Source organism: Myroides sp. LJL115, assembly GCF_054871665.1.
Window position 1 is genome coordinate 1 of the sequence record NZ_JBTXLS010000004.1, and the last position, 21,038, is coordinate 21,038.

Consider the following 21,038-nt stretch of genomic DNA (forward strand, 5'->3'; position numbering starts at 1 on the left):
GATACATCTTTGATGGCTAGATAGACTAGTTTTAATAGGGATTCTTCTGTTGTAAAAGCCCCTTTTGTTTTGGTTACTTTTCTCACCTGTCTATGCATCGCTTCAATGGCATTAGTTGTATAGATGGCTTTTCTAATATGAGGATCAAAATCAAAATAAGTAGATAAATGTTCCCAGTTATCTAACCAACCTTTAGCAGCCAAAGGATACTTTGCTGCCCATTTTTCTTCAAATTCTAAAAGGTTATTATAACCTTGTTCTTCATTTATAGCTGTATAAATAGGTTTAAGATCTGCTGCAACTGCCTTCTTATCTTTATGCGGTACAAATCGTAAACTAGTTCTTATTTGATGTACAATACACAGCTGTACTTGTGTTCTTGGAAACACAGCTTGAATGGCTTCAGGAAAGCCTTTTAAGCCATCTACGCAGGCTACAATAATATCTTGAACTCCACGACTTTTTAACTCAGTTAAAACATGTAGCCAGAACTTAGCACCTTCTGTTTCTGCTAGATAAACACCAAGTAACTCTTTTTTCCCTTCTTGATTAATACCTAATATATTATAGGCTGCAGTAGGGGTAACACTCCCTGCTTTTTTTACTTTGTAGAACATACAATCTAGAAATACAAAGGGATAAATAGACTCTAAAGGGCATTCTCTCCAACCCTTCATTGCAGGTAAAACTTTGTCAGTAATACGAGAGATTTCCGTTGCAGAGATCTCCATTGCGTACATTTCCATAATGTAATTGGCAATGTCGCGTGTACCACTTCCTTTAGCGTATAATGTGATTACATTTTCCTCTAACTGATCAGTAATAATAAGCTGACGCTTGGGTAGTATTTGAGGTTCAAAAGTTCCATTACGATCTCTACTTGTTTCTAATTCTATAGGACCAGATTGCATACTTCTTACCGTTTTGGTTGTTTTACCATTACGGCGATTAGCTACGCCTTTTTCCTTCTCTTCCTCTAAATGGTTCGGTTCTCTAGTTCACCTTCTAACATAGCTTCTAGAAAGTACTTTAAAAGGGGGAAAGACACCATCTGGCCATTCATTTTCTTTCCTTGATAAATATCGGCCATAGCCTGTTCTTTGAAACTTTCGAAATCGAATCCGATCTTTTTGTTGTTTGTGTTCATAAGACTAATTTACATTTTTATATGATATAATTAATTTTGTGACACAGTTGGCGGTACACTTTCGAAATAACAAAGTAGTTGACTTTAAACCATAAAAAAACCATTTAAAATACTTAAATGGCTTTATAGTATAAGTTAAAAACTTTTATATTTTATTAATTTCATCCACAGATAAACCTGTTGCTTCTACAATGTCCTCGATAGAAAGTCCCATTTTTTTTAATTTAATAGCTACCATACGCTTCCCAAGTTCTTGTCCTTCTTCTCGTCCTTCTTCTCGCCCTTCTTCTCGCCCTTTAATTAGTGCGCTCTGCTCTCGCTCGCGTGCTTTTCTTTCGTTGGTTAAACGAATATTTGCTTCATCGCGTTTGCGTTTTAAACTTGCTTCATACGAAATCATATCATCCTTATTTAAATTAGCAACTTTTCCTATATCAAATATAAGACCAAATACTCTGATATCCAAACAAGCGGGTATCTTATCGAACTTGCTTAAATTTTTTAGTGTATACATCCATTGATCCATATAACTGTTTATCTGGGACTCTTCTTTTCTGAAATTTGGTAGAACTAAATACTTAAATCCTAGTTTTTCGTAAAAGACATCTTTAGTTTGCTTTTCTATTAGAGCTACATCATAATAATATTTATCCGAGGGTAAACTTTCTAAATCAAATTCAAGTATACCAATAAAATAAACCTCGGGCAACTCATAAGAATCACCTTTTTTCCCACGTTTACCTAATCTATTAATCAAACGAGAGGTATAAAAGATAGTCCGATCCTTAAAAAAATCCTGACTTATTTGCTGCATCTCTATGATAAAATGCTCACCATTTTCTGCTGTGCAATATAAATCAAATACTACTTTGCGATCTAATTCTAAATCTCCATCTAGTTCTACAGATTGATAATGCAAATCTTTTATTACTTTTTCACCTTCAAATAAACTGTTTAAAAAATTTATTAAATTCAACTTATACTCCTCTCTTCCGAAATAATATTTGAATCCCCAGTCGGTATTAAAACTGACATACTTACCTAAATTATTTTTTGCCTTACTCATACCTATAATAGTTAAAACTATAAAAATAAGCACATTACACCCATTATTGAAATATATTTGGATATAAATTATAGCAAAATATTCAGCCGAGTACTTAGATACTAAATACCAATTTCAAACTTGTAAAGAGTGTTGATTACTTGAATCAAGAGAACTTACTGTGCACAATAGACATACCTATGAAGTAGCAGGCTGAAAAAATATTCAGCCGACCTCTCACCTAATCAGGTATAGGGATGGATACCATGAAAGTTCTTAATTTAGAATTTACCTCTAATTGCACTTTTATGAAGTTGTTTAAAGCTATACTAACTTAAGTCTGCGCTGCTTTATACTTTTTAGGCTGTGTCCTATAATCACTTAAGATAACACCCATCTTTTTATATTGCAAAACCTATTTAAGATTGTTACAGTTCTTTTTTTTAAAGATTAACTATACCAAATAAAACTCTTTAGAAAATGTTCCTAATACATTTGTAATTCTCCTCCCTTTTTAAGTGGCTTAATGTAAGACTACACTTGATTAATTTGCAGTATAATATAATGGACCATCTGGGCCTAATGGCAGTCCTAGTAAAATCCAAATAACTAATAGAATAGACCATCCAACTAAAAATACCATCGAATATGGTAACATCGTAGATACAATAGTTCCAATACCTGCACTCTTATTATAACGTTGCATAAAGGCAACAATCAAAGCAAAATAACTCATCATTGGAGAAATAATATTAGTAACACTATCCCCTATTCTATAGGCTACTTGTACAAGCTCTGGGGAATACCCCAATAACATAAACATTGGAATAAATACCGGAGCCATAATAGCCCATTTTGCAGAAGCACTTCCCATAACTAAGTTAATAAGGGCAGATACAAGTACAAACATCAACATTAAAGGGATAGGACCTAATCCTGATTTTTGAAGTGTTCCAGCTCCTTCGATAGCGAAGATAAGACCAAGGTTAGTCCAGTTAAAATAAGCTACAAACTGAGCCGCAAAAAACACCAGTACAATATAAGAGCCAAGAGTCTCCATACTCTTAGACATTCCCTTCATCACATCTGCATCACTCTTTATGCTTTTGGCGCCAATACCATAGGCAATACCTCCAATGGCAGCACCAATAAATAATAAAGAAACGATACTAGACATAAAAGGAGATTTTAAAATACCTCCATCACTCCCTCTTAAATACCCGTGCTCTGGGATTAACCCCCCTAGAATAAATCCAGTGAAAATCAAGGCTGCTATACCCGCGTATAATAACCCTCTTTTTTCTAGACTAGTTAAAGGTTCAATAGGCATAGCTTTTTCATCTCCTGTATATTTTCCTAATCTTGGCACTACTATTTTCTCGGTTACCCAAGTTCCTAAACCAGCAATAACAAAAGTAGAAACAAATAAAAAGTAATAGTTAGCTGCTGGATTCACTATGTAAGTAGGATTGATAATTCTGGCTGCTTCTTCCGATAAACCAGCCAATAATGGATCAATAGTTCCTAAGAGTAAATTGGCACTATATCCACCTGAAACTCCTGCAAAGGCGGCTGCTAAACCAGCAATAGGATTTCTTCCGGCAGCTAAAAATATAATAGCAGCTAAAGGAACAAGAAGTACATATCCTACCTCACTTGCTGTATTAGACAAAATTCCAGCAAATACAATCACAAAAGTAAGTAGTTTGGGAGGAGCTGCTAAAACAATGCGTTTTAATAAAGTACCAATTAAACCGGAGCCCTCAGCAATACCAATACCTAATAAAGAAACAAGCACAGTGCCTAAGGGCGCAAAGTTGGTAAAATTAGTAACCATCTGGGTTAAAATCTTATGAAGTCCCTCGGTACTAACTAAATTAAAGGCCTTAATTTCTTGTTGCGTCCCAGGGTGTATCACCGAGAGGTCAAAGAAACTTGCTATCCATGAAAGCAATATTACCAATAAAGCAAAACCAGCAAATAAGGTTGCTGGATGGGGTAGCATATTCCCCATTCTTTCAACACCAGATAAGAATCTATCTACTAAACTTTTTTTAGACGTACTATCCATTTAATTAATTTTATGTAAAATCGAAAGATAACAAAATTACATAAATAACAATAACCTTATTAAATCACCTATTAAAGTCACTTTATTACAATTATTACACAAATAATTAACAAAAAATCAAATACACATATATGCTTTAGTGGATAAAACCTACATATAAAATAAAACAGAAATAACACCCATAAGCCCTATTTCTGTCTCTTTATGCCAAGCGATCAATTTTTAACTCCTATTAAAAGGATTTGTATATAGCCCTCCCACCTGTTTATTCTAGCCTAAATACAAAAGATCCCCCTTGTAATAAAGTCAATAATAAGGAGCAACCTACAAGGCGACCTTGCTTCTTCAAACTCTATTTTAAAACACAAAAACCTTGTAGTTTTGTTGTAAAACTTGTTTTACAACTTGCATCTTTTGCTCTAAAGCAAAACAATTATTAACAGGACTTTTTTCTAAATACTGTAGTAAAGCCATAAGGGATAAGAAATTATTTTGCTCCATACCTTGTAATAAAAGAACCTGTTTAGAAAAATCCTCCATATCCTCTGAAAATAGAGCCAAGTTTAAATCCTTTAAAAATACCTGGGCAATAAATGCAGGTGTCTGATAATGGGTAATTTTTTTTACTCAAAGCCTGCAATAGTAATTCCATCTTTTTTATAGCATCTAATAATACATCCTTTCATTCCATAAGCCTTATTTTTCTTTAAAGAAGTCTTTATTATAAAAATCTGCGATTTTTTGCATGGTTTTATTAAAATGATCATCCACTTGTGTTGCCTCTTTTTGAGACAAAGAAAAAGGTAGCATATGAGAATATTTAAAAGGATAATCTAGTATATCTACTTTAATACCAATATCTCTAAAAGGTCCTTGAAGCATATTTAAAGCCTCTACCGGCGGGGCTACCTCATCTTTTAATAGATTAATACTATAAATTTGATCTTCCATTTGTCTTAGCCTATCTTCTCTTAGCTCTTGAAAATGATTATACCTTAGCATGGCTTTAAACCAACTTTCCACAGGATGAGACACATCACACTGGTAATGGGCTAGTCTTTCATTAGAAGCAAAATTGGTTGTCAATAACTCGGCAAATACTTTTTGCATTGCTATAGTGGCTTTGGCATCCATAATATACTTGGATACAGGAAACATCCTATCTATGGTCATTCCTCCACAAAAACAAACTAACTTAGAGTTAGTTAAGATTTCTTTAGGATTAGCTAACTTTAAAATAATTGCCAAAAAGGATCCAATGGAATAACCGAATAAATCAATGCTAGCTGTTTTATCCAGGACTTGAAATTTTCCTTGTCTTAAGGCTTCTATCCACTGCAGAAAATCGTAAAAAGTTTGTAAACCAGACCAAAAAAGTCGGCTTGGATCTTCTTGCATTCGCGTAGAAATAGCTGCATTAACATAACTAGTATCCGCATTTTTGGTTACATCTGTTGCTCTTTGATTGGCAACTTCGAACATTAATTTTCGATCTGACCAGTGCAAAGGTGCTCTTTCCATATGAAAACTAATAGGGAAAAACACTACTGCCTTACCTGTTTTTTTAACCAGTTCATATCCCCAAGGTAGATACTTATCCCATCTCTTTTCGTTTAAGCCGTGAAAAAGCACAATAACCTGTGTACTTGGCAAAGGGGATAAGTCCCTCATTACACAAATTGGGAAATCTAGATTTTCTTTGACACTAAAATCTGGCGCATTTAAAGAGTGTTCGGTAGAGAAATCTTTATCCTTTTGCTTAACTTTACTAGTAAAATTCTTTTGATGGGAGGTGCAAAATAACTCTGGTCCTCCTAAAAGTATGCCACTAGCCGATAAGGAGGTAAAATCATACCGCTGAATTTGAATCCCTAAAGAACTACTTACACTTGGGTTAGAAGTAGAATTATACAATTCTTTTAGATGCTGGTATAACTCAAAATAATGCATAACAAATAGAATTAAAAATAAAAAAAGATGATAAGCGCTTTATTATAAAAACCCTTATCACCTTTTTTATTGTGTAAATTATGTATTTATACCTAAAAAAAACAATAATTATAGTTTTTAAAAGGAATCCATTCCATAGCCTAACTTAGTTTTGAGCTGCTAACTTATAGTTTCCTAATAAAGAAGCACCCTCTAGACAGTATTCACGTAAAACACCGCGATCTCCTTCTAGTTCTGTATCAATTGTCAACATATCTTTTTCAAAAAAGAAATTAACCGCTACTCCTTGTAAGGTAGTCTGGTATTGTGTATCACTAACTTTCTTAGCAGTTGTTTGTAAAGAACAGCTTGTTTGGGTATTTTCAGGTGGTGAACTAACCACAATCTGCGCTGTTTGATTATTCTCTCCTTCTAAAACTACCGCTACTTGAACGTAGTTTTCTGGAGTGTTTTGTCCATGCCCATCATGTACAAGTACATAAATAGAAGTATTAGCCATAGTAGCGGCAGCCTCTTGCTGCTCCTGGGCTGGTGTTTCCTTTTTATCTGCACAGCTTACAAAAGCAAATGTTAAACACATTGCTAAGGCTGCCATACCTGAAATTTTCTTAATCATAGTTAAACGGTTTTTATTTACATAAATATAACTATATTTTATAATATTTAGAAAATTATTTCAATATTAAAAAACACAAAACGCCAATAACCTACTTACTTAGCAAATAAATTAACAATAAATCATAATTCCATAATGCTGCACTTTATCTTATTTACTCTTGAGATAAATCACTTTCTATCCCAAAACAAAAAACCCTCCTTTAAAACCAGGGTTTTAAAGGAGGGTTTTCATCTATGTTTAAAATAAGTTACTCTACCAGTAATTCTTAACGGTGATCCGCTCGATATTGCTCGATATCCTTTACCGTTTTAATTAATTCAGGACCAAGTAAACGATAAGAAGAACTTTCTATTAAGAAATTATCCTCGATTCGAATTCCTCCAAAAGAAACAAAATCATTTAAGCGATCGTAATTAATAAACTCACTGTATTTATTCTCCTTACTCCATCTAGAGATTAACTCCGGAATAAAATAAATACCAGGCTCAATAGTTACAACATGTCCTTTTTCAAGTTCTTTCCCTAAGCGAAGAGATTTTAATCCAAACTGTTGGGTTTCCTTTTTCAAAGTATCTGTGTATCCTACATATTGTTCACCTAAGTCTTCCATATCGTGTACATCTAGTCCCATCATATGACCTAGACCACATTGGAAAAACATAGTGTGTGCGTGATTATCTACTGCATCTTGAGCATTACCTTTCATAATACCCATATCTATTAATCCCTCACATAATACCTTACTTGCATGTAAGTGAATATCTTTAAAACTAGTTCCAGGTTTTAACATGGCTTTAGCCTGATTAAAGGATTCTAAAACGATATTGTATACCTGAGCTTGAACTGGTGAGAAAGTATCCGATACGGGAATAGTACGCGTTAAATCCGAAGCATACCCACTAGCAACTTCTGCTCCAGAGTCATTTAATAATAATTCTCCTGGTTTTAAAGTATTTTGTTGGTAGTGATTATGTAAGATCTCTCCATGAATAGTTACAATACTTGGGTAAGCTAACTCACAATTTCTAGAAGCAGCTAAATGAGTTATCGCACTAGAAATCTCATATTCTTTAACTCCTGGTCTAGTCATTCTCATGGCCAAAAGATGCATGTCCACAGAAACAGCCAAAGCTTTTTCTATTTGTTCGATTTCTTGAGGCTCTTTATATTGTCTTTGTTGTACAACTGCTTTAATAAAACTTACTGAAGCTTTTAAATCTTTTATTGGAGTGTGTAATAAATCACTTAATAAAATTTGATTATAGCTTTGGTATGCAGGCAGATAGTGTACCTCTCTATTGGTAGCTATAGCTTTAGAAAGGTAATCTTTTAATTGATTAAAAGGTAAAGTAGTATTTACCCCTGAAAGCAAACTCTTTTGTTCTAAAGTTTGTTGACGTCCCATCCAAACAATTAAATCCATGGACATTTCATCTCCAAATACAATGGTTTTATCTTGATCTAAGTCAATAATAGCTGCCAAATAAGGGGCTGATATACCAAAGTAGTACAAAAAGGTACTATCTTGTCTAAAACGGTAAGTGTTATCTCTGAAGTTAATAGGGTTTTCTATGTTCCCTAGAAAAAGTAAAATACCACCTTGTGGGAAATTCTTTTTTAATGCTTGTCTTCTATTTATATAGGTTTGTGTATCAAACATAATTATGGTGTGTTAGTTAGGCACAAGGTAATAACTTCTTTTTTATTAAAGAAGCATTCTTTTAGATTTTATACCCCTTACCTACTGACTTATACCAAAGTAAATAAGACCAAATGCAGTCTTTTTATTATTGTAAATCCGGCAATACCCCCTTTTAAAATTAAGACGTGATAAACAGCACTTTACTACACCAAGGTTCAAAATATAAATAGCGCAGTGCAAAGCTTAGAAAAAATATTGCTTTGCAAAGAACTCTTTTACCTTTGGATAAAACTCATGTCGCTTACTTACTTCCAGTAAAAAGGTAGAAAACTCTCCTTTAAAGTAATACTTTTCGCCTAAGTGCTTACTTAATTCACTTTCTAAAGCTCTAGCAAAAACTTTCTTTTGCTCGGTGGTAGCTTGTATATACAACTGCTGTACTAATATAAAACAGTGCTGTTTTAAAAAGCGATAATCCTCTACAAAAATACTACTTAAATAAAAAGCTATTTGCTGGGAGTAAACTTTAGAGTCTTTAATTTGATGCACACTTAAGGCATATTTCTCAATATAATTATCGCAAAATATCCCCAACCTTTTACTGTGGTGTACAATACTTTTATCAAAGTCATCTAAGGTATCTAAGAAGGCGCAAAATAATTCATAAGCCACAGGGGAATCGATATGAATAAACATAAAGGTATTAATAGGCTCAATGGCAATTTGCAAGAGATCGATGATCTTTTTAATTTTCATGGCCTCTAGGGTTTTTCGCTTACCTCTTACACTTAAAATAACCCCTTGGGTAATATCTATTACCTTTTCAGGGTCATAGGTTATGTCCTTTTTTGCAAAACTCAAAACAAACTGTTTTTCTAAAGCCTTATTTTTCTTAAACACCTCTAAAACCCATTCTTGAAGGGTATTCTTATCCATACTTTGGAGTAAATCCTGGGTCACAGAGTTTTTTTTCTTAGGGGTTTTCTTAAGGGGTTTAGAAGTAGATTTGGCAATTTTCCCTTGCACTTCTTGACTAGGTTGCTGGGCCACATTAATAGAGCTTAAGTGTTGTAAAACTGCTAAAACATGTATACAATGTGGCTTTTCAATAGGGCAATCACAACTCGAAGTTTGTAATTTTTCTCCTTGTAAAACAACTTGCACATCCCAAGATTCATCTTTATCATCTACAAAGCAGATATAATGTCCCTTTGAGGTTTGTTCTAACTCCCTTAAAGATAATTCTGCACATGCTTTAAGATCTCTTTTTAATGCTCTTCTTAAAATACTATTCATTACCTAGTTCCCTATTTAAGGTATACACCCTATTTATTTAAAAAGCAAAGCTACGAGCAAATAAGCCAAATAAAAAATATCCTTTTTTTTTTATTCCATACCCACCATAAACAAACAGAATCTCCGATGTTATTTAACCCATAAAATCATCCTACGTAGATTAAGCCATAAAATATATAACACTATTACTGTGTCTTGTCTTACTTTTTTAATTATTAGGTAATGCATTTAGAATATCTGCCAAAACGCCCCTGGATAACTCTATTTCATCCTCTAAATTTATTTGCTCACAATCTGAGCTATCATACCAACTATCTTCTTTAAATTTTGCTTTCATTATAGAGCGGAACTTTTGGTTAACCTGTTTAGATATTTGCTCAGCTTCAAAGTATAACTCCTGGGTTAATCCCTTAGATAATTTAGCTCTTAAGTAAAAGGAGGATAAATACAGTTTAGACCAATGATCTAATTCAAAAGAATGTTTACTTGTTATAAATTCTTCATAATATTGTATTGCTTGATCGAATTGCTCTAGAGCCACTAAACACCTAATCTTTAATCTATGTATGGGTAAATAATCTTGTATTTCCAAAGAAAGATTAGCATAAAACAAAGCTCTTTTATACCAGGTTAATTTACAACAAACCAATACAATATCTTCCCCACAAAATACCCATTGATCTAAAGAGCACCTCTGTAGACTTATAAAAACATCCTTATTAAAATATAAATTAAAATTATCCCAAGTACATTTGAAAAAGCTATAAAGTAACTTATAAGCTTTTGTGTGTTCTTCTTGATTTTCAAAGGTAAAATCCTCAAAATAGAAGAGTAATTTCCAAGAGTACTCTAGCATCTGAATTGGCTGATCTTCTCCGAAAGCAAAAGGCTTTATAGGTACATTTAACTCATAAGCGCAACGTATATAATAATAAGCAGCTTGTACGGTAAATTTATTTTTTAATGACATTGCAAAATTTTCACTAGCTAACTCATAATCCTTAGTATCATAATAATAATTCTTTGCCTTATAGTAATAGCCAAAAGCCTGGTCAGGATATTTTTCAATACAATAGTCAGTTGTTGAAAGGCTTTTATCATGGGGTACAGATAATAATATAGGTAATTCACTTTCAATATATAGAATAAGCTCCTCTAAGGCTATCTGAGTTGTATCCTTGAGTTGTTTAAAGGTATTGCTACTTTTTAAATCTACAATAGTAATATACCAAAAATCAACTTCTTTTACACTGAGCCTTAATATATTATCAGTAGCAAAGTACTTCAGCAAACACGACAATAGAGCTTCTATGTGCTTGCTTTCTAAAAAGATATATGCAAAATCCAGATAATGATCCTCTAGCTCAAAGACCAGCTTGTCAGCGTATTTTACAATTGAGCTGGAAATCTCACTTCTACTATAATTACTATAGTCCCTTAATAAAATTAACTTTTGGGCAATTAATTCGGAAACTTCCTTATCCCTCTTACTTCTATCAAATTGATATAAAGCACTATACATTTCCATATCTAAATCAATAGAAGCTAAAGCACCTTGTAATCCTTTACACTTATTGTATAATGTATCTGCTGATTCAACAAAATCACTATTTTCTTTCCATAAATCATTCTCGACTAAATTTTTAAACATGGGAAAAGAGTCCTTTAAAATCATTTCGTGTAAGTTCTTTGCGAATTCCTCTTTATCCACATCTATAAGCTGGAGAACTTCCTTTTTGGCCTGCTGGGAACTCAGAGCGTAAAAACTTAAATTACAACTTAAAAGTCTTTCTTTTGCTTTTTCATTAACAGGATCAAGCTCTAGTATTTTCATATAAATTGGAAGCCTTTTCTTTAGGCCAATTTCAATGATTCTCTCGCCCTGAAAACTACCTAATCTCTCTCTATCGAATAAGGTATAAGATTCAGCTAGAAGATGTAATCCTTCTATGCAGTTAGGCTGTAAATAAAGATACTGGTAGAGTTTAAAAAAATACTCTTGCCAATTTCCTTTAAACTGGATTTCACTTAATGATTGATTTTTCATAACTAATTCCTTTTAAAACAAATAACTTAACTCACTGTTTATAAAGTTACTACATTAAATAACACCATTTACATACAAATAACAAATAGCAAAGAAAAAGCCCTATACTCTGCGTATTTATTCAAATAAATTTTATTTATTTTTCATATATATCATTTTTCAATGCACATTACTACGTATTTTACAAAATAAAAACGACGTATTTAGCGAGATAATTCTACCTTTAGAGAAAATTCTTTGTTAATACGGATAAAATATTTGAGCTAACATTTTCTTAATAGCCTAATAATTAGTACATTTACCCTTAACCTAACTAAACCATATAACACCAAAAATTATGACACTTATACTTACCCGGGTATTTAATTATATCGTAGAGTGGATCCTTACTTTTTTTTAAGTAGATTGACTTTTTGACTTCAAAGTCTATTAAAGACTTCTTTATACTACAGAGCATTTGTATTAATTATATTTATAATTAATACAAATGCTTTTTTATTTTTTGAATCCATAAAAAAAAACTTACTTTAGCACGTAATTTGTAATTAATAGATAACAACACAATGAAACAAGTAACTTTAAACGACATTCACGTAGGTTTAGGAGCAAAAATGGTTCCATTTGCAGGTTTTAATATGCCTGTACAATATGAAGGGGTAAATGCAGAACACGAAACCGTTAGAAACGGTGTTGGAGTATTTGATGTTTCCCATATGGGTATTTTCAAAATTTCTGGTCCTCACGCTTTGGAGTTAATCCAAAAAGTTACTTCCAATGATGCATCTGTTTTAGTAGATGGAAAAGCACAATACTGCTACTTTCCAAATGAAAAAGGTGGAGTAATTGATGACATCATTACTTATAGAGTAAACCACCAAGAGTACTTAATGGTGGTTAATGCTTCAAATATCGATAAAGACTGGGAGTGGATTAACAAGCATAACCAAGTTGGAGCAGTAGTAGAGAACCTTTCAGATGACTATTCTATCTTAGCTATCCAAGGTCCTAAAGCAATTGAGGCTATGCAAAGCTTAACTAGCATCAACTTAAGCGATATTGCATTTTACAATTTTGTAATTGGGGAGTTCGCAGGAGTTCAAGATGTAGTTATATCTGCAACTGGATACACAGGTTCAGGAGGTTTTGAAATCTATGTAAAAAACCAAGATATTTTAAACATCTGGAATAAAGTATTTGAAGCTGGAGAATCTTTTGGAATCAAACCAATTGGATTAGCAGCTCGTGATACTTTACGTCTTGAAATGGGATACTGTTTATACGGTAACGAACTAGATGAAGAGAGATCTCCATTACAAGCTGGTTTAGGATGGGTGACAAAATTCACTAAAGACTTTATTGCTAGTGATATTTTAAAAGCTGAAAAAGAAGCAGGAATCCAAAATAAATTAATTGGATTTGAATTAGTAGGAAAAGGAATTCCAAGAACAGGTTACCCAATTGTAGATGCAGATGGAAACGAAGTAGGTATAGTTACCTCTGGTACAATGTCACCTTCTACAGGGAAAGCAATCGGAATGGGATATGTTCCAACAGCTTTAGCTGCAGTGGATACACCAATTTTTATCCGTATTCGTAAAAATGACGTAGAAGCTAAAGTGGTTAAAACACCTTTCTACAAAAAATAAAATTATCAAATAATAGGGGCTTAAAAATAAGCTCCTATTTTTTTTATGATTTCTATAAATTAAGCTATATTTTTGCAATACTAAAAATTAAGTTAGAATTATTATGGGAAGAGCGTTTGAATTTAGAAAAGGACGTAAGCTAAAACGTTGGTCTGCTATGGCAAAAACGTTTACAAGAATCGGTAAGGACATTGTAATGGCTGTAAAAGAAGGTGGACCTAACCCTGAGACTAATTCACGATTACGTGCGGTGATCCAGAATGCTAAGGCAGCTAATATGCCTAAAGACAATGTGGAGCGTGCTATTAAACGTGCAACAGATAAAGATACTGCCAATTATAAAGAAGTAATGTTTGAAGGATACGGTCCTCATGGTATTGCTGTTTTAATTGAGTGTGCTACAGATAATAACAATAGAACTGTAGCTAACATCCGTAGTTACTTTAACAAATGTAATGGTACTCTAGGGACTTCTGGATCAGTGGAGTTCATGTTTGATCATACTTGTAACTTCCGTATTCCTGCACAAGAGGGAATGGATTTAGAAGAATTCGAATTAGAATTAATTGATTTTGGTATCGATGAAATCTTTGAAGACGAGGATGGAGTAATGATTTATGCACCATTTGAAAGTTTTGGAGCAATTCAAAAAGAATTAGAATCTAGAGATATTGAAATTCTTTCTTCAGGATTTGACCGTATTCCACAGGTAACTAAAGAATTGACAGAGGAGCAACAAGCGGATGTAGACAAATTATTAGAGAAGATCGAAGAAGACGACGATGTTCAAAACGTATTTACTACAATGGCATAATTGCTAACAAAATACTTATCCTATGGGTTATTCTTATTTAAAATAGGAATAACCCATTTTTCATTTCACTACTTGTGCAGCCTTATTTACCTTATGTTATAAAGCCCATGGTAAATAAATCCCTTTATACAACACATATAGACACAGGTTCTTTCATCTACTCTTGGTATTTAATAAGAGGCAATGCCTATAAATAGTGGTATTACCATAGATTTTTGCTACTTTTGTGTAAAATTTTTATACTATGAAATGGGAAGGAAGAAGACAAAGTAATAATGTGAAAGATTCTAGAGGTAAATCATCTGCCGGTAAAACCGCTATCGGAGGAGCCTTATTGGGAATCGTCATTACTTTACTTTATATATTTGGAGGAGACACAGGAGCTAAAATTGCTCCAGTTTTAGAACAAGTTGCACAACAAACCTCCCAGACTACAGCTCTTACTACCACAAGAGAATTAACAGAGCAAGAAAAGCAAATGGGAGAAATGGTAGCAGTAATGTTTGCAGACACCGAAGGTGTATGGCATAAGGTATTCAAAGAAAATGGCATTGTATACAAAGAACCTAAAATGGAAATATTTGAAAACCAAGTACAAACTGCTTGTGGGTCTGCCTCTTGGCAAGTAGGTCCTTTTTATTGCCCAGCAGATCAAACGGTTTATATGGACTTAGGGTTTTTTGAAGAACTTCATACCAAATACGGAGCTCAAAGAGGTAACATGGCTATAGCTTATGTTATTGCCCATGAAGTAGGTCACCATGTACAATACTTACTAGGAACCAATGAAAAGGTTAGAAAACTACAGGCTAACTCCTCTAAAGTTAGAGCCAATGAATTATCTGTAGCTCAAGAATTACAAGCTGATTTTTATGCTGGTCTATGGGCAGGATACATCCAAAAATACTTAGAACCTAAGGATATTACTATTGCCTTAAGTGCTGCCTCTGCTGTTGGTGATGATGCTATTCAACAAAGACATAGCGGTCAAATTACCCCAGAAACCTTTACTCATGGAACAAGTGAGCAAAGACAACAATGGTTTTTAAAAGGATATAACACCAAGGATATCAAACAAGGCAATACTTTTGAATTACTAAACTAAGGATTTGTTTCACCAATTTTAAATCAAGGCTATTATAAAGCAATGTGACTATGACAACTATTGAGCAAAAATTACAAGAGATAAAAGAAAATGGGCTATCTATAAGTCCTAGTCAAATCTTACAATTATCATTTCAGTACTATAAAAGAACCATTTTAAGCAGTGCCTCTGGTCTGATGTTTTTAGGTTTTGCCTTTTCTTTTATACTCAGCACAGTATTGATTCGTTTTGTAAGTAAAGACCCAGAACAAGTAAGTCAGATGTTCTTAAACTTTGACCCATTGAGTTTAACCTCTTCTGAAATGGCTATTTACCTATTAGTGGGTTCTATTGTATCGGCTGTGGCTAGTATATTTGTAGCAGGATTTATATACTCCAATTATAAAGTGAGTGTTTTACAAATGCCTAGAATGTTTGATTTATTTCGTTTTATAATCAAAAAACAAGCCCTAAGCATTTTTATTGCGCAGTTCTCTATGAGTATTATTTTTTCTTCTATTAGTTTTTCTTTACAACTAGTGGGATTAAACTTAGTAGCCCTTGCAATAAATTCTCTAATCAACATTTTACTTGTTTTTGTAGTACCACTAATTATATTTACAGATATGTCGCCATTTAAAGCAATCTCCAATAGTGTAATGGTGGTCAATAAAAAACCTTTTACCTTTATTTTGGTAATACTCTTTAACTACCTTGCTATTTTAATGGTAATCATGCTTTTACTCAGTCTAGGCTTAGGTCCTTTTTTCCTAGTATTGGGTATATTTTTAAGTTTACCTTTTTTATTTAGCACCTATTTTGCTTTATACGCAAGTGCTATTGGAATATTTTCAAATCCCACAGACACAAAACAATAGTGTGTTTGCTCACACTAATTATTATACTAGAAATCACGTATAGCTATAAGATATACGTGATTTTTTAGTCTTTATAGCAATCTGTATTCTGTTTATCCTATGTTAAATGCCATTTTGTCCACAATAACCACAGTACAAGAAGGTTAAATTATTTGCTTATTGCGTATAATTGGAAAATTTAATTACTAAATTACACTAAAATAATGCAAATAATATCTTAATTTTAATAATAAAACAAAAAACAAAACACTACAACCAATTAACAAACAGCTATTTACACTATCCTTAATAAATAACAAAGATAAGTAGGTATTTTTTTGGCATGGCAATTGTTTAACCTAAACTACAATACAGCACCTTAACTAATAAAATTATATTTCATCAATGATAACAAATAAAAAAACTATCCTAGTTGGATTATCCGCCCTTATAATGATTGGAACATTAATCGGTATCAATAGTTGTAATATAGGCACAAGCAAAGATCTTGACCCTAAAGAAAATGCCCTTGCCTTACCTACTATTGTAGTAGACACAGCTACGGCAGTAACGGTAAAGGATTACATTGGGAGCATCGAAGGAAAGGTAAACGTAGAGATACGTCCACAAGTGGAAGGGATCTTAGAGCAAATCTTCGTAGATGAAGGTTCCTTTGTACAAGAAGGACAGCCACTTTTCCAAATTAATAAACAACCTTACCAAGAGGTTTTAAATAATATGATTGCTACGGAAAACGTAGAGAAGGCTAAATTGAAAAATGCTGCCTTGGAGATCGAACGTTTAAAACCACTAATTGACAATGAAGTAATCGCTGAAGTACAATTAGAAACAGCAAAGAGTAACTATGAGATTGCAAAAGCTTCCTTAGCTAAAGCAACTGCTGCAGTAGCAAGTGCACAAATCAACTTGGATTATACTATAATTAAAGCTCCTGTATCTGGATACATTGGTAGAATGCCAAAGCGTATTGGAAACTTGGTTTCTAAAAGTGATAAAGAGCCCTTGACGGTATTATCTGACGTAAGTGAAGTATATGTATACTTTGGTATGAGTGAATCGGATTTCCTTTATTTTAGTAAAGAAAATCATTCAGATACTACAAATTTCGCTGGTTCAAATGCAAGTTTTGAGCGTGAAGTAACTCTTATTCTAGCCGACGGTCACGAATATGCTGAAAAAGGAAAAGTAGATATGATTAATGGACAGGTAAACAGAAATACTGGTTCGATTTCTATTCGTGCTTCTTTTCCAAACTCTAAAGACGTAATGCGTTCTGGTAATACAGGAACCATTAAATTAAAAGAAACTAAACCAAACGTAATTTTAATTCCACAAGAAGTAACTACCTCCATTCAAGATAAAACCTTTGTATACGTTATAGACCAAGATCAAAAAGTAAAATTTCAAGCTATTGAAATTGACGGAGTATCTGGTAAAAACTACATTGTAATAAAAGGATTACAAACGGGAGATCGCGTTATAAAAACGGGATTTGATAAAATTACAGAAGGCATGTTTGTAAAATCAAGCAACTAAGCCACTAAGCTTCTTTTAAAAAAAAAGCTAAAAAGATATACCAACACTTTTTATTAAAGTAAAAAAGCCAATTATGTTAAAAGCGATTATAAACCGCCCCATATTAGCCACTGTAATATCCATCATGTTTGTATTATTGGGGCTTGTTGGACTAACTTTATTACCCATTACCCGTTTCCCTGAAATTGCCCCTCCTAGTGTGCAGGTATCTACCTCCTACCCTGGAGCCAATGCTGAAACGGTAGCCAAGAGTGTCTTATTGCCTATAGAAGAATCCATTAATGGTGTGGATAATATGACCTACATTAGCTCAAAGGCTAGTAACAGTGGAGCAGGAACTATCAGCGTGTTTTTCAAAGCTGGTACTGACCCAGATCAAGCTGCAGTAAATGTAAGTAATAGAGTAAGTAAAGCCTCTGCTGACTTACCTTCTGAGGTAAATGAGAATGGGGTTTCTGTAACTCCACGTCAAAGTGGAAATATTATGACCATCAACTTTTACTCGGATCACCCCGAAGAAATTTACGATGAGACTTTCTTACAGGCCTTTACCCAAATTAATATCAATAGAGAACTACTTCGAGTACCTGGGGTAGCATCCGTAAGTAGAGTTGGAGCTAGAGATTACTCCATGCGTACATGGCTTAATCCAGAAAAACTAGCCCTATATAATTTAGTACCTCAAGATATTATTGCAGCCATTAAAGACCAAAACTTTGAAATTGCACCAGGTAACTTTGGAGAGACCTCGGATGAAGCTTTCGAAACTGCATTAAAACATAAAGGTAGATTTAGCCTACCAGAGGAATATGAAGATATTGTAATTAAAACCAATATTGACGGGTCTGTTCTTATGCTTAAAGACGTAGCAAGAGTAGAATTTGGAGCATCTAACGTTGGAAGTGATAATAGTGTTAATGGCTATCCAGGATTAACCATGAACATTACACAAACGGCTGGCTCTAATGCAAGAGATATTGATATTGCTGTGAGAGAGGTATTAGAAAATGTATCTAAAACCTTCCCTTTAGGTATAAAATATGAAATTACCTATTCGGTAAAAGACCAAATTGACGAATCGATCAACCAGGTAAAACACACTCTTTTTGAAGCTTTTATCTTAGTATTTATCATCGTATATCTGTTCTTACAAGACTTTAGATCTACTATTATCCCCGTTATTGCAATTCCTATCTCCCTAATTGGAACTCTATTTTTCATCTACTTAATGGGCTTCTCTATTAACGTACTGACTATGTTCGCATTAGTGTTATCTATTGGAATTGTAGTGGATGATGCCATTGTGGTGGTCGAGGCCATACATGAGAAAATGCATCAAACCAGTCTTAAGGCTAAAGAAGCTACTTTAGTAACCATGTCGGAGATTACAAGAGCAATTATCTCTATTACTTTAGTAATGTCTGCCGTGTTTTTACCAGTAGGTTTTATGCAAGGTCCAGCAGGTATATTCTATAAGCAGTTTGCCTATACCTTAGCTTTTGCCATTTTAATTAGTGCGGTAAATGCTCTTACTTTGGCTCCTGCATTATGTGCTTTATTTTTAAAGCAGCCACATAATGAAAACCAAGATCTACCTTTAGGTGCCAACGGGGACAAAAAATATATGGATGCTAAAAAGCAAAATACTATTAAGCGCAGTTTAGCTAAGTTTTTCTTTGCATTCAATACCGCATTTGACTCCTTTACCAATACTTATGTAAAGGCTATTAAAAAATTAATCACCAATAAAAAAGTAACCCTTGCAGGGCTTGCTCTTTTTATAGGTGTTGGAGTGGTATTTTTACAAAACACCCCTTCTTCCTTTATTCCAAGAGAAGACGATAGTTTTATTACTTACTCCCTAGCTATGCCAGCTGGAGCCTCTTTAGCTCGTACCAAAGTAGCTCTTGCTAAAGCAGATAGTATCTTAAAACAAAGAGAGGATATAGTTGGGATGACCGCTATTTCAGGATATAATGCTATTGATGGTAATGCCAGTCCATCTTTTGCTGTAGGGTATATTAATTTAAAACCTTATAAAGAAAGAGGTAAGATTAAGGATATTGATGGTGTAATTGAGGATATCTCCAAGGATTTATCTGTAATTAACGAGGCTAGTTTTAACGTATTCCCACGTCCTACAATTTCTGGATTTGGAGATTTCGGAGGAATTGAATTCGTATTACAAGACCGTATGGGAGGTGGATTCGATGAGTTTAGTGATGTTGCCCAACAGGTTATCGCCTCATTAAATGAACGACCTGAAATCAGTACAGCCTTTACTTCCTTTAAAGCCAATTTCCCTCAATACCTAATGGAGATTGATTATGTAAAGGCAAAAACCTTAGGTTTAAGTGTAAAGGACTTAATGAATACCGTTAAGAACTACTACGGACGTATAAAAGCGGGAGATTTTACCCGTTTTGGACGAACCTATAGAGTGTATATGCAAGCCGATGTAAATTTCAGAGAAAACCCGGAGAGTTTTAACTCCATTTTCGTTAGGAATAAAAATGGTGATATGATCCCTGCTAATACAGTAATTAAGCTTAAAAAAGTATTAGGACCTGAGACAGTAACTAGATATAACTTATATAATTCTATTTCTATTAAAACTAATCCTGCACCAGGGTATAGTACTGGAGATGCAATGAAGGCTATTGAAGAGGTGACTCAAGATATGCCAGGAAACTATTCCTATGAATTTACAGGAATGTCATTAGAGGAAAAAGACTCTGGTAGCCAAGCTGCAATTATCTTTGCTTTAAGTATTGTGTTTGTGTACTTTTTATTATGTGCACAATATGAGAGTTACTTACTGCCAATTGCCATCTTATTAAGTGTACCAACGGGTATATTAGGTGTGGCCTTATTTGTGAACCTAGCCGGACTACAAAACAATATTTATGTACAAGTAGGATTAATTATGTTAATTGGACTATTGGCTAAAAACGCCATCTTAATTGTGGAGTTTGCCCTTCAGCAGCGCAAAAATGGTTTATCTATTTTTGACTCAGCTATACAAGGAGCTAAAATGCGTCTACGTCCAATTTTAATGACCTCTTTTGCCTTTGTAGCTGGTTTAATACCTCTTATGTTTACGGTTGGACCATCAGCTCAAGGAAATCACTCTATTAGCTTTAGTGCTGCTGGAGGGATGATATTTGGGGTTGCTGCTGGTATTTTCTTTATTCCTGTACTATACTATGTATTCCAAAACTGGGATGAGAAATTAAAATCAAAATTTACCAACGATTAAATAA

14 protein-coding genes and 1 pseudogene are annotated in these 21,038 nt (G+C 33.6%); 6 read left to right on the top strand and 9 right to left on the bottom strand.

Going from position 1 to position 21,038, the window contains the following annotated elements; genetic code table 11:
• The 9 genes and pseudogenes from ACYSNX_RS01730 to ACYSNX_RS01770 form a co-directional block, all read right to left on the bottom strand.
• Positions 1–1,147: pseudogene (locus ACYSNX_RS01730) on the bottom strand (IS256 family transposase); the annotation flags it as partial.
• 145 nt (positions 1,148–1,292) lie between these two features.
• Entirely contained in the window at positions 1,293–2,213 is a 921-nt protein-coding gene (locus ACYSNX_RS01735) for an Rpn family recombination-promoting nuclease/putative transposase (protein ID WP_461752968.1), read from the bottom strand.
• A 523-nt stretch (positions 2,214–2,736) separates the two neighbouring features.
• Positions 2,737–4,263, bottom strand: a complete 1,527-nt coding sequence (locus tag ACYSNX_RS01740) for an AbgT family transporter (protein WP_461752969.1) — start codon at positions 4,261–4,263, stop codon at positions 2,737–2,739.
• 357 nt (positions 4,264–4,620) lie between these two features.
• Entirely contained in the window at positions 4,621–4,824 is a 204-nt protein-coding gene (locus ACYSNX_RS01745; RefSeq protein WP_461752970.1) for a hypothetical protein, read from the bottom strand.
• A 135-nt stretch (positions 4,825–4,959) separates the two neighbouring features.
• The gene (locus ACYSNX_RS01750) at positions 4,960–6,213 is read right to left on the bottom strand and encodes a DUF6051 family protein (RefSeq protein WP_461752971.1); all 1,254 of its coding nucleotides are present in this window, start codon (positions 6,211–6,213) and stop codon (positions 4,960–4,962) included.
• A 145-nt stretch (positions 6,214–6,358) separates the two neighbouring features.
• Complete coding sequence (locus ACYSNX_RS01755) at positions 6,359–6,829, bottom strand: hypothetical protein (protein WP_461752972.1); 471 nt, start codon at positions 6,827–6,829, stop codon at positions 6,359–6,361.
• 268 nt (positions 6,830–7,097) lie between these two features.
• A complete protein-coding gene (locus ACYSNX_RS01760; RefSeq protein ID WP_461752973.1) occupies positions 7,098–8,492 on the bottom strand; it encodes an aminopeptidase P family protein in 1,395 nt (464 codons plus the stop codon).
• A 225-nt stretch (positions 8,493–8,717) separates the two neighbouring features.
• The gene (locus ACYSNX_RS01765) at positions 8,718–9,770 is read right to left on the bottom strand and encodes an SWIM zinc finger family protein (RefSeq protein WP_461752974.1); all 1,053 of its coding nucleotides are present in this window, start codon (positions 9,768–9,770) and stop codon (positions 8,718–8,720) included.
• 208 nt (positions 9,771–9,978) lie between these two features.
• A complete protein-coding gene (locus ACYSNX_RS01770; RefSeq protein ID WP_461752975.1) occupies positions 9,979–11,817 on the bottom strand; it encodes a hypothetical protein in 1,839 nt (612 codons plus the stop codon).
• A gap of 563 nt (positions 11,818–12,380) precedes the next feature.
• On the opposite strand from ACYSNX_RS01770, the gene gcvT reads away from it, so the two are divergent.
• From gcvT to ACYSNX_RS01800, 6 genes are all read left to right on the top strand, one after another.
• A complete protein-coding gene (gene gcvT / locus ACYSNX_RS01775; protein WP_461752976.1) occupies positions 12,381–13,463 on the top strand; it encodes a glycine cleavage system aminomethyltransferase GcvT in 1,083 nt (360 codons plus the stop codon).
• Positions 13,464–13,566: 103 nt separating this feature from the next.
• On the top strand, positions 13,567–14,277 hold the full coding sequence (locus ACYSNX_RS01780) for a YebC/PmpR family DNA-binding transcriptional regulator (RefSeq protein ID WP_461752977.1): 711 nt from the start codon (positions 13,567–13,569) through the stop codon (positions 14,275–14,277).
• Between the two features lie 244 nt (positions 14,278–14,521).
• Positions 14,522–15,382, top strand: a complete 861-nt coding sequence (gene ypfJ / locus ACYSNX_RS01785) for a KPN_02809 family neutral zinc metallopeptidase (RefSeq protein WP_461752978.1) — start codon at positions 14,522–14,524, stop codon at positions 15,380–15,382.
• A 50-nt stretch (positions 15,383–15,432) separates the two neighbouring features.
• Entirely contained in the window at positions 15,433–16,239 is an 807-nt protein-coding gene (locus tag ACYSNX_RS01790; protein WP_461752979.1) for a hypothetical protein, read from the top strand.
• 384 nt (positions 16,240–16,623) lie between these two features.
• The gene (locus ACYSNX_RS01795) at positions 16,624–17,775 is read left to right on the top strand and encodes an efflux RND transporter periplasmic adaptor subunit (RefSeq protein WP_461752980.1); all 1,152 of its coding nucleotides are present in this window, start codon (positions 16,624–16,626) and stop codon (positions 17,773–17,775) included.
• 73 nt (positions 17,776–17,848) lie between these two features.
• Entirely contained in the window at positions 17,849–21,034 is a 3,186-nt protein-coding gene (locus ACYSNX_RS01800; RefSeq protein ID WP_461752981.1) for an efflux RND transporter permease subunit, read from the top strand.
• Positions 21,035–21,038: the final 4 nt, after the last annotated feature.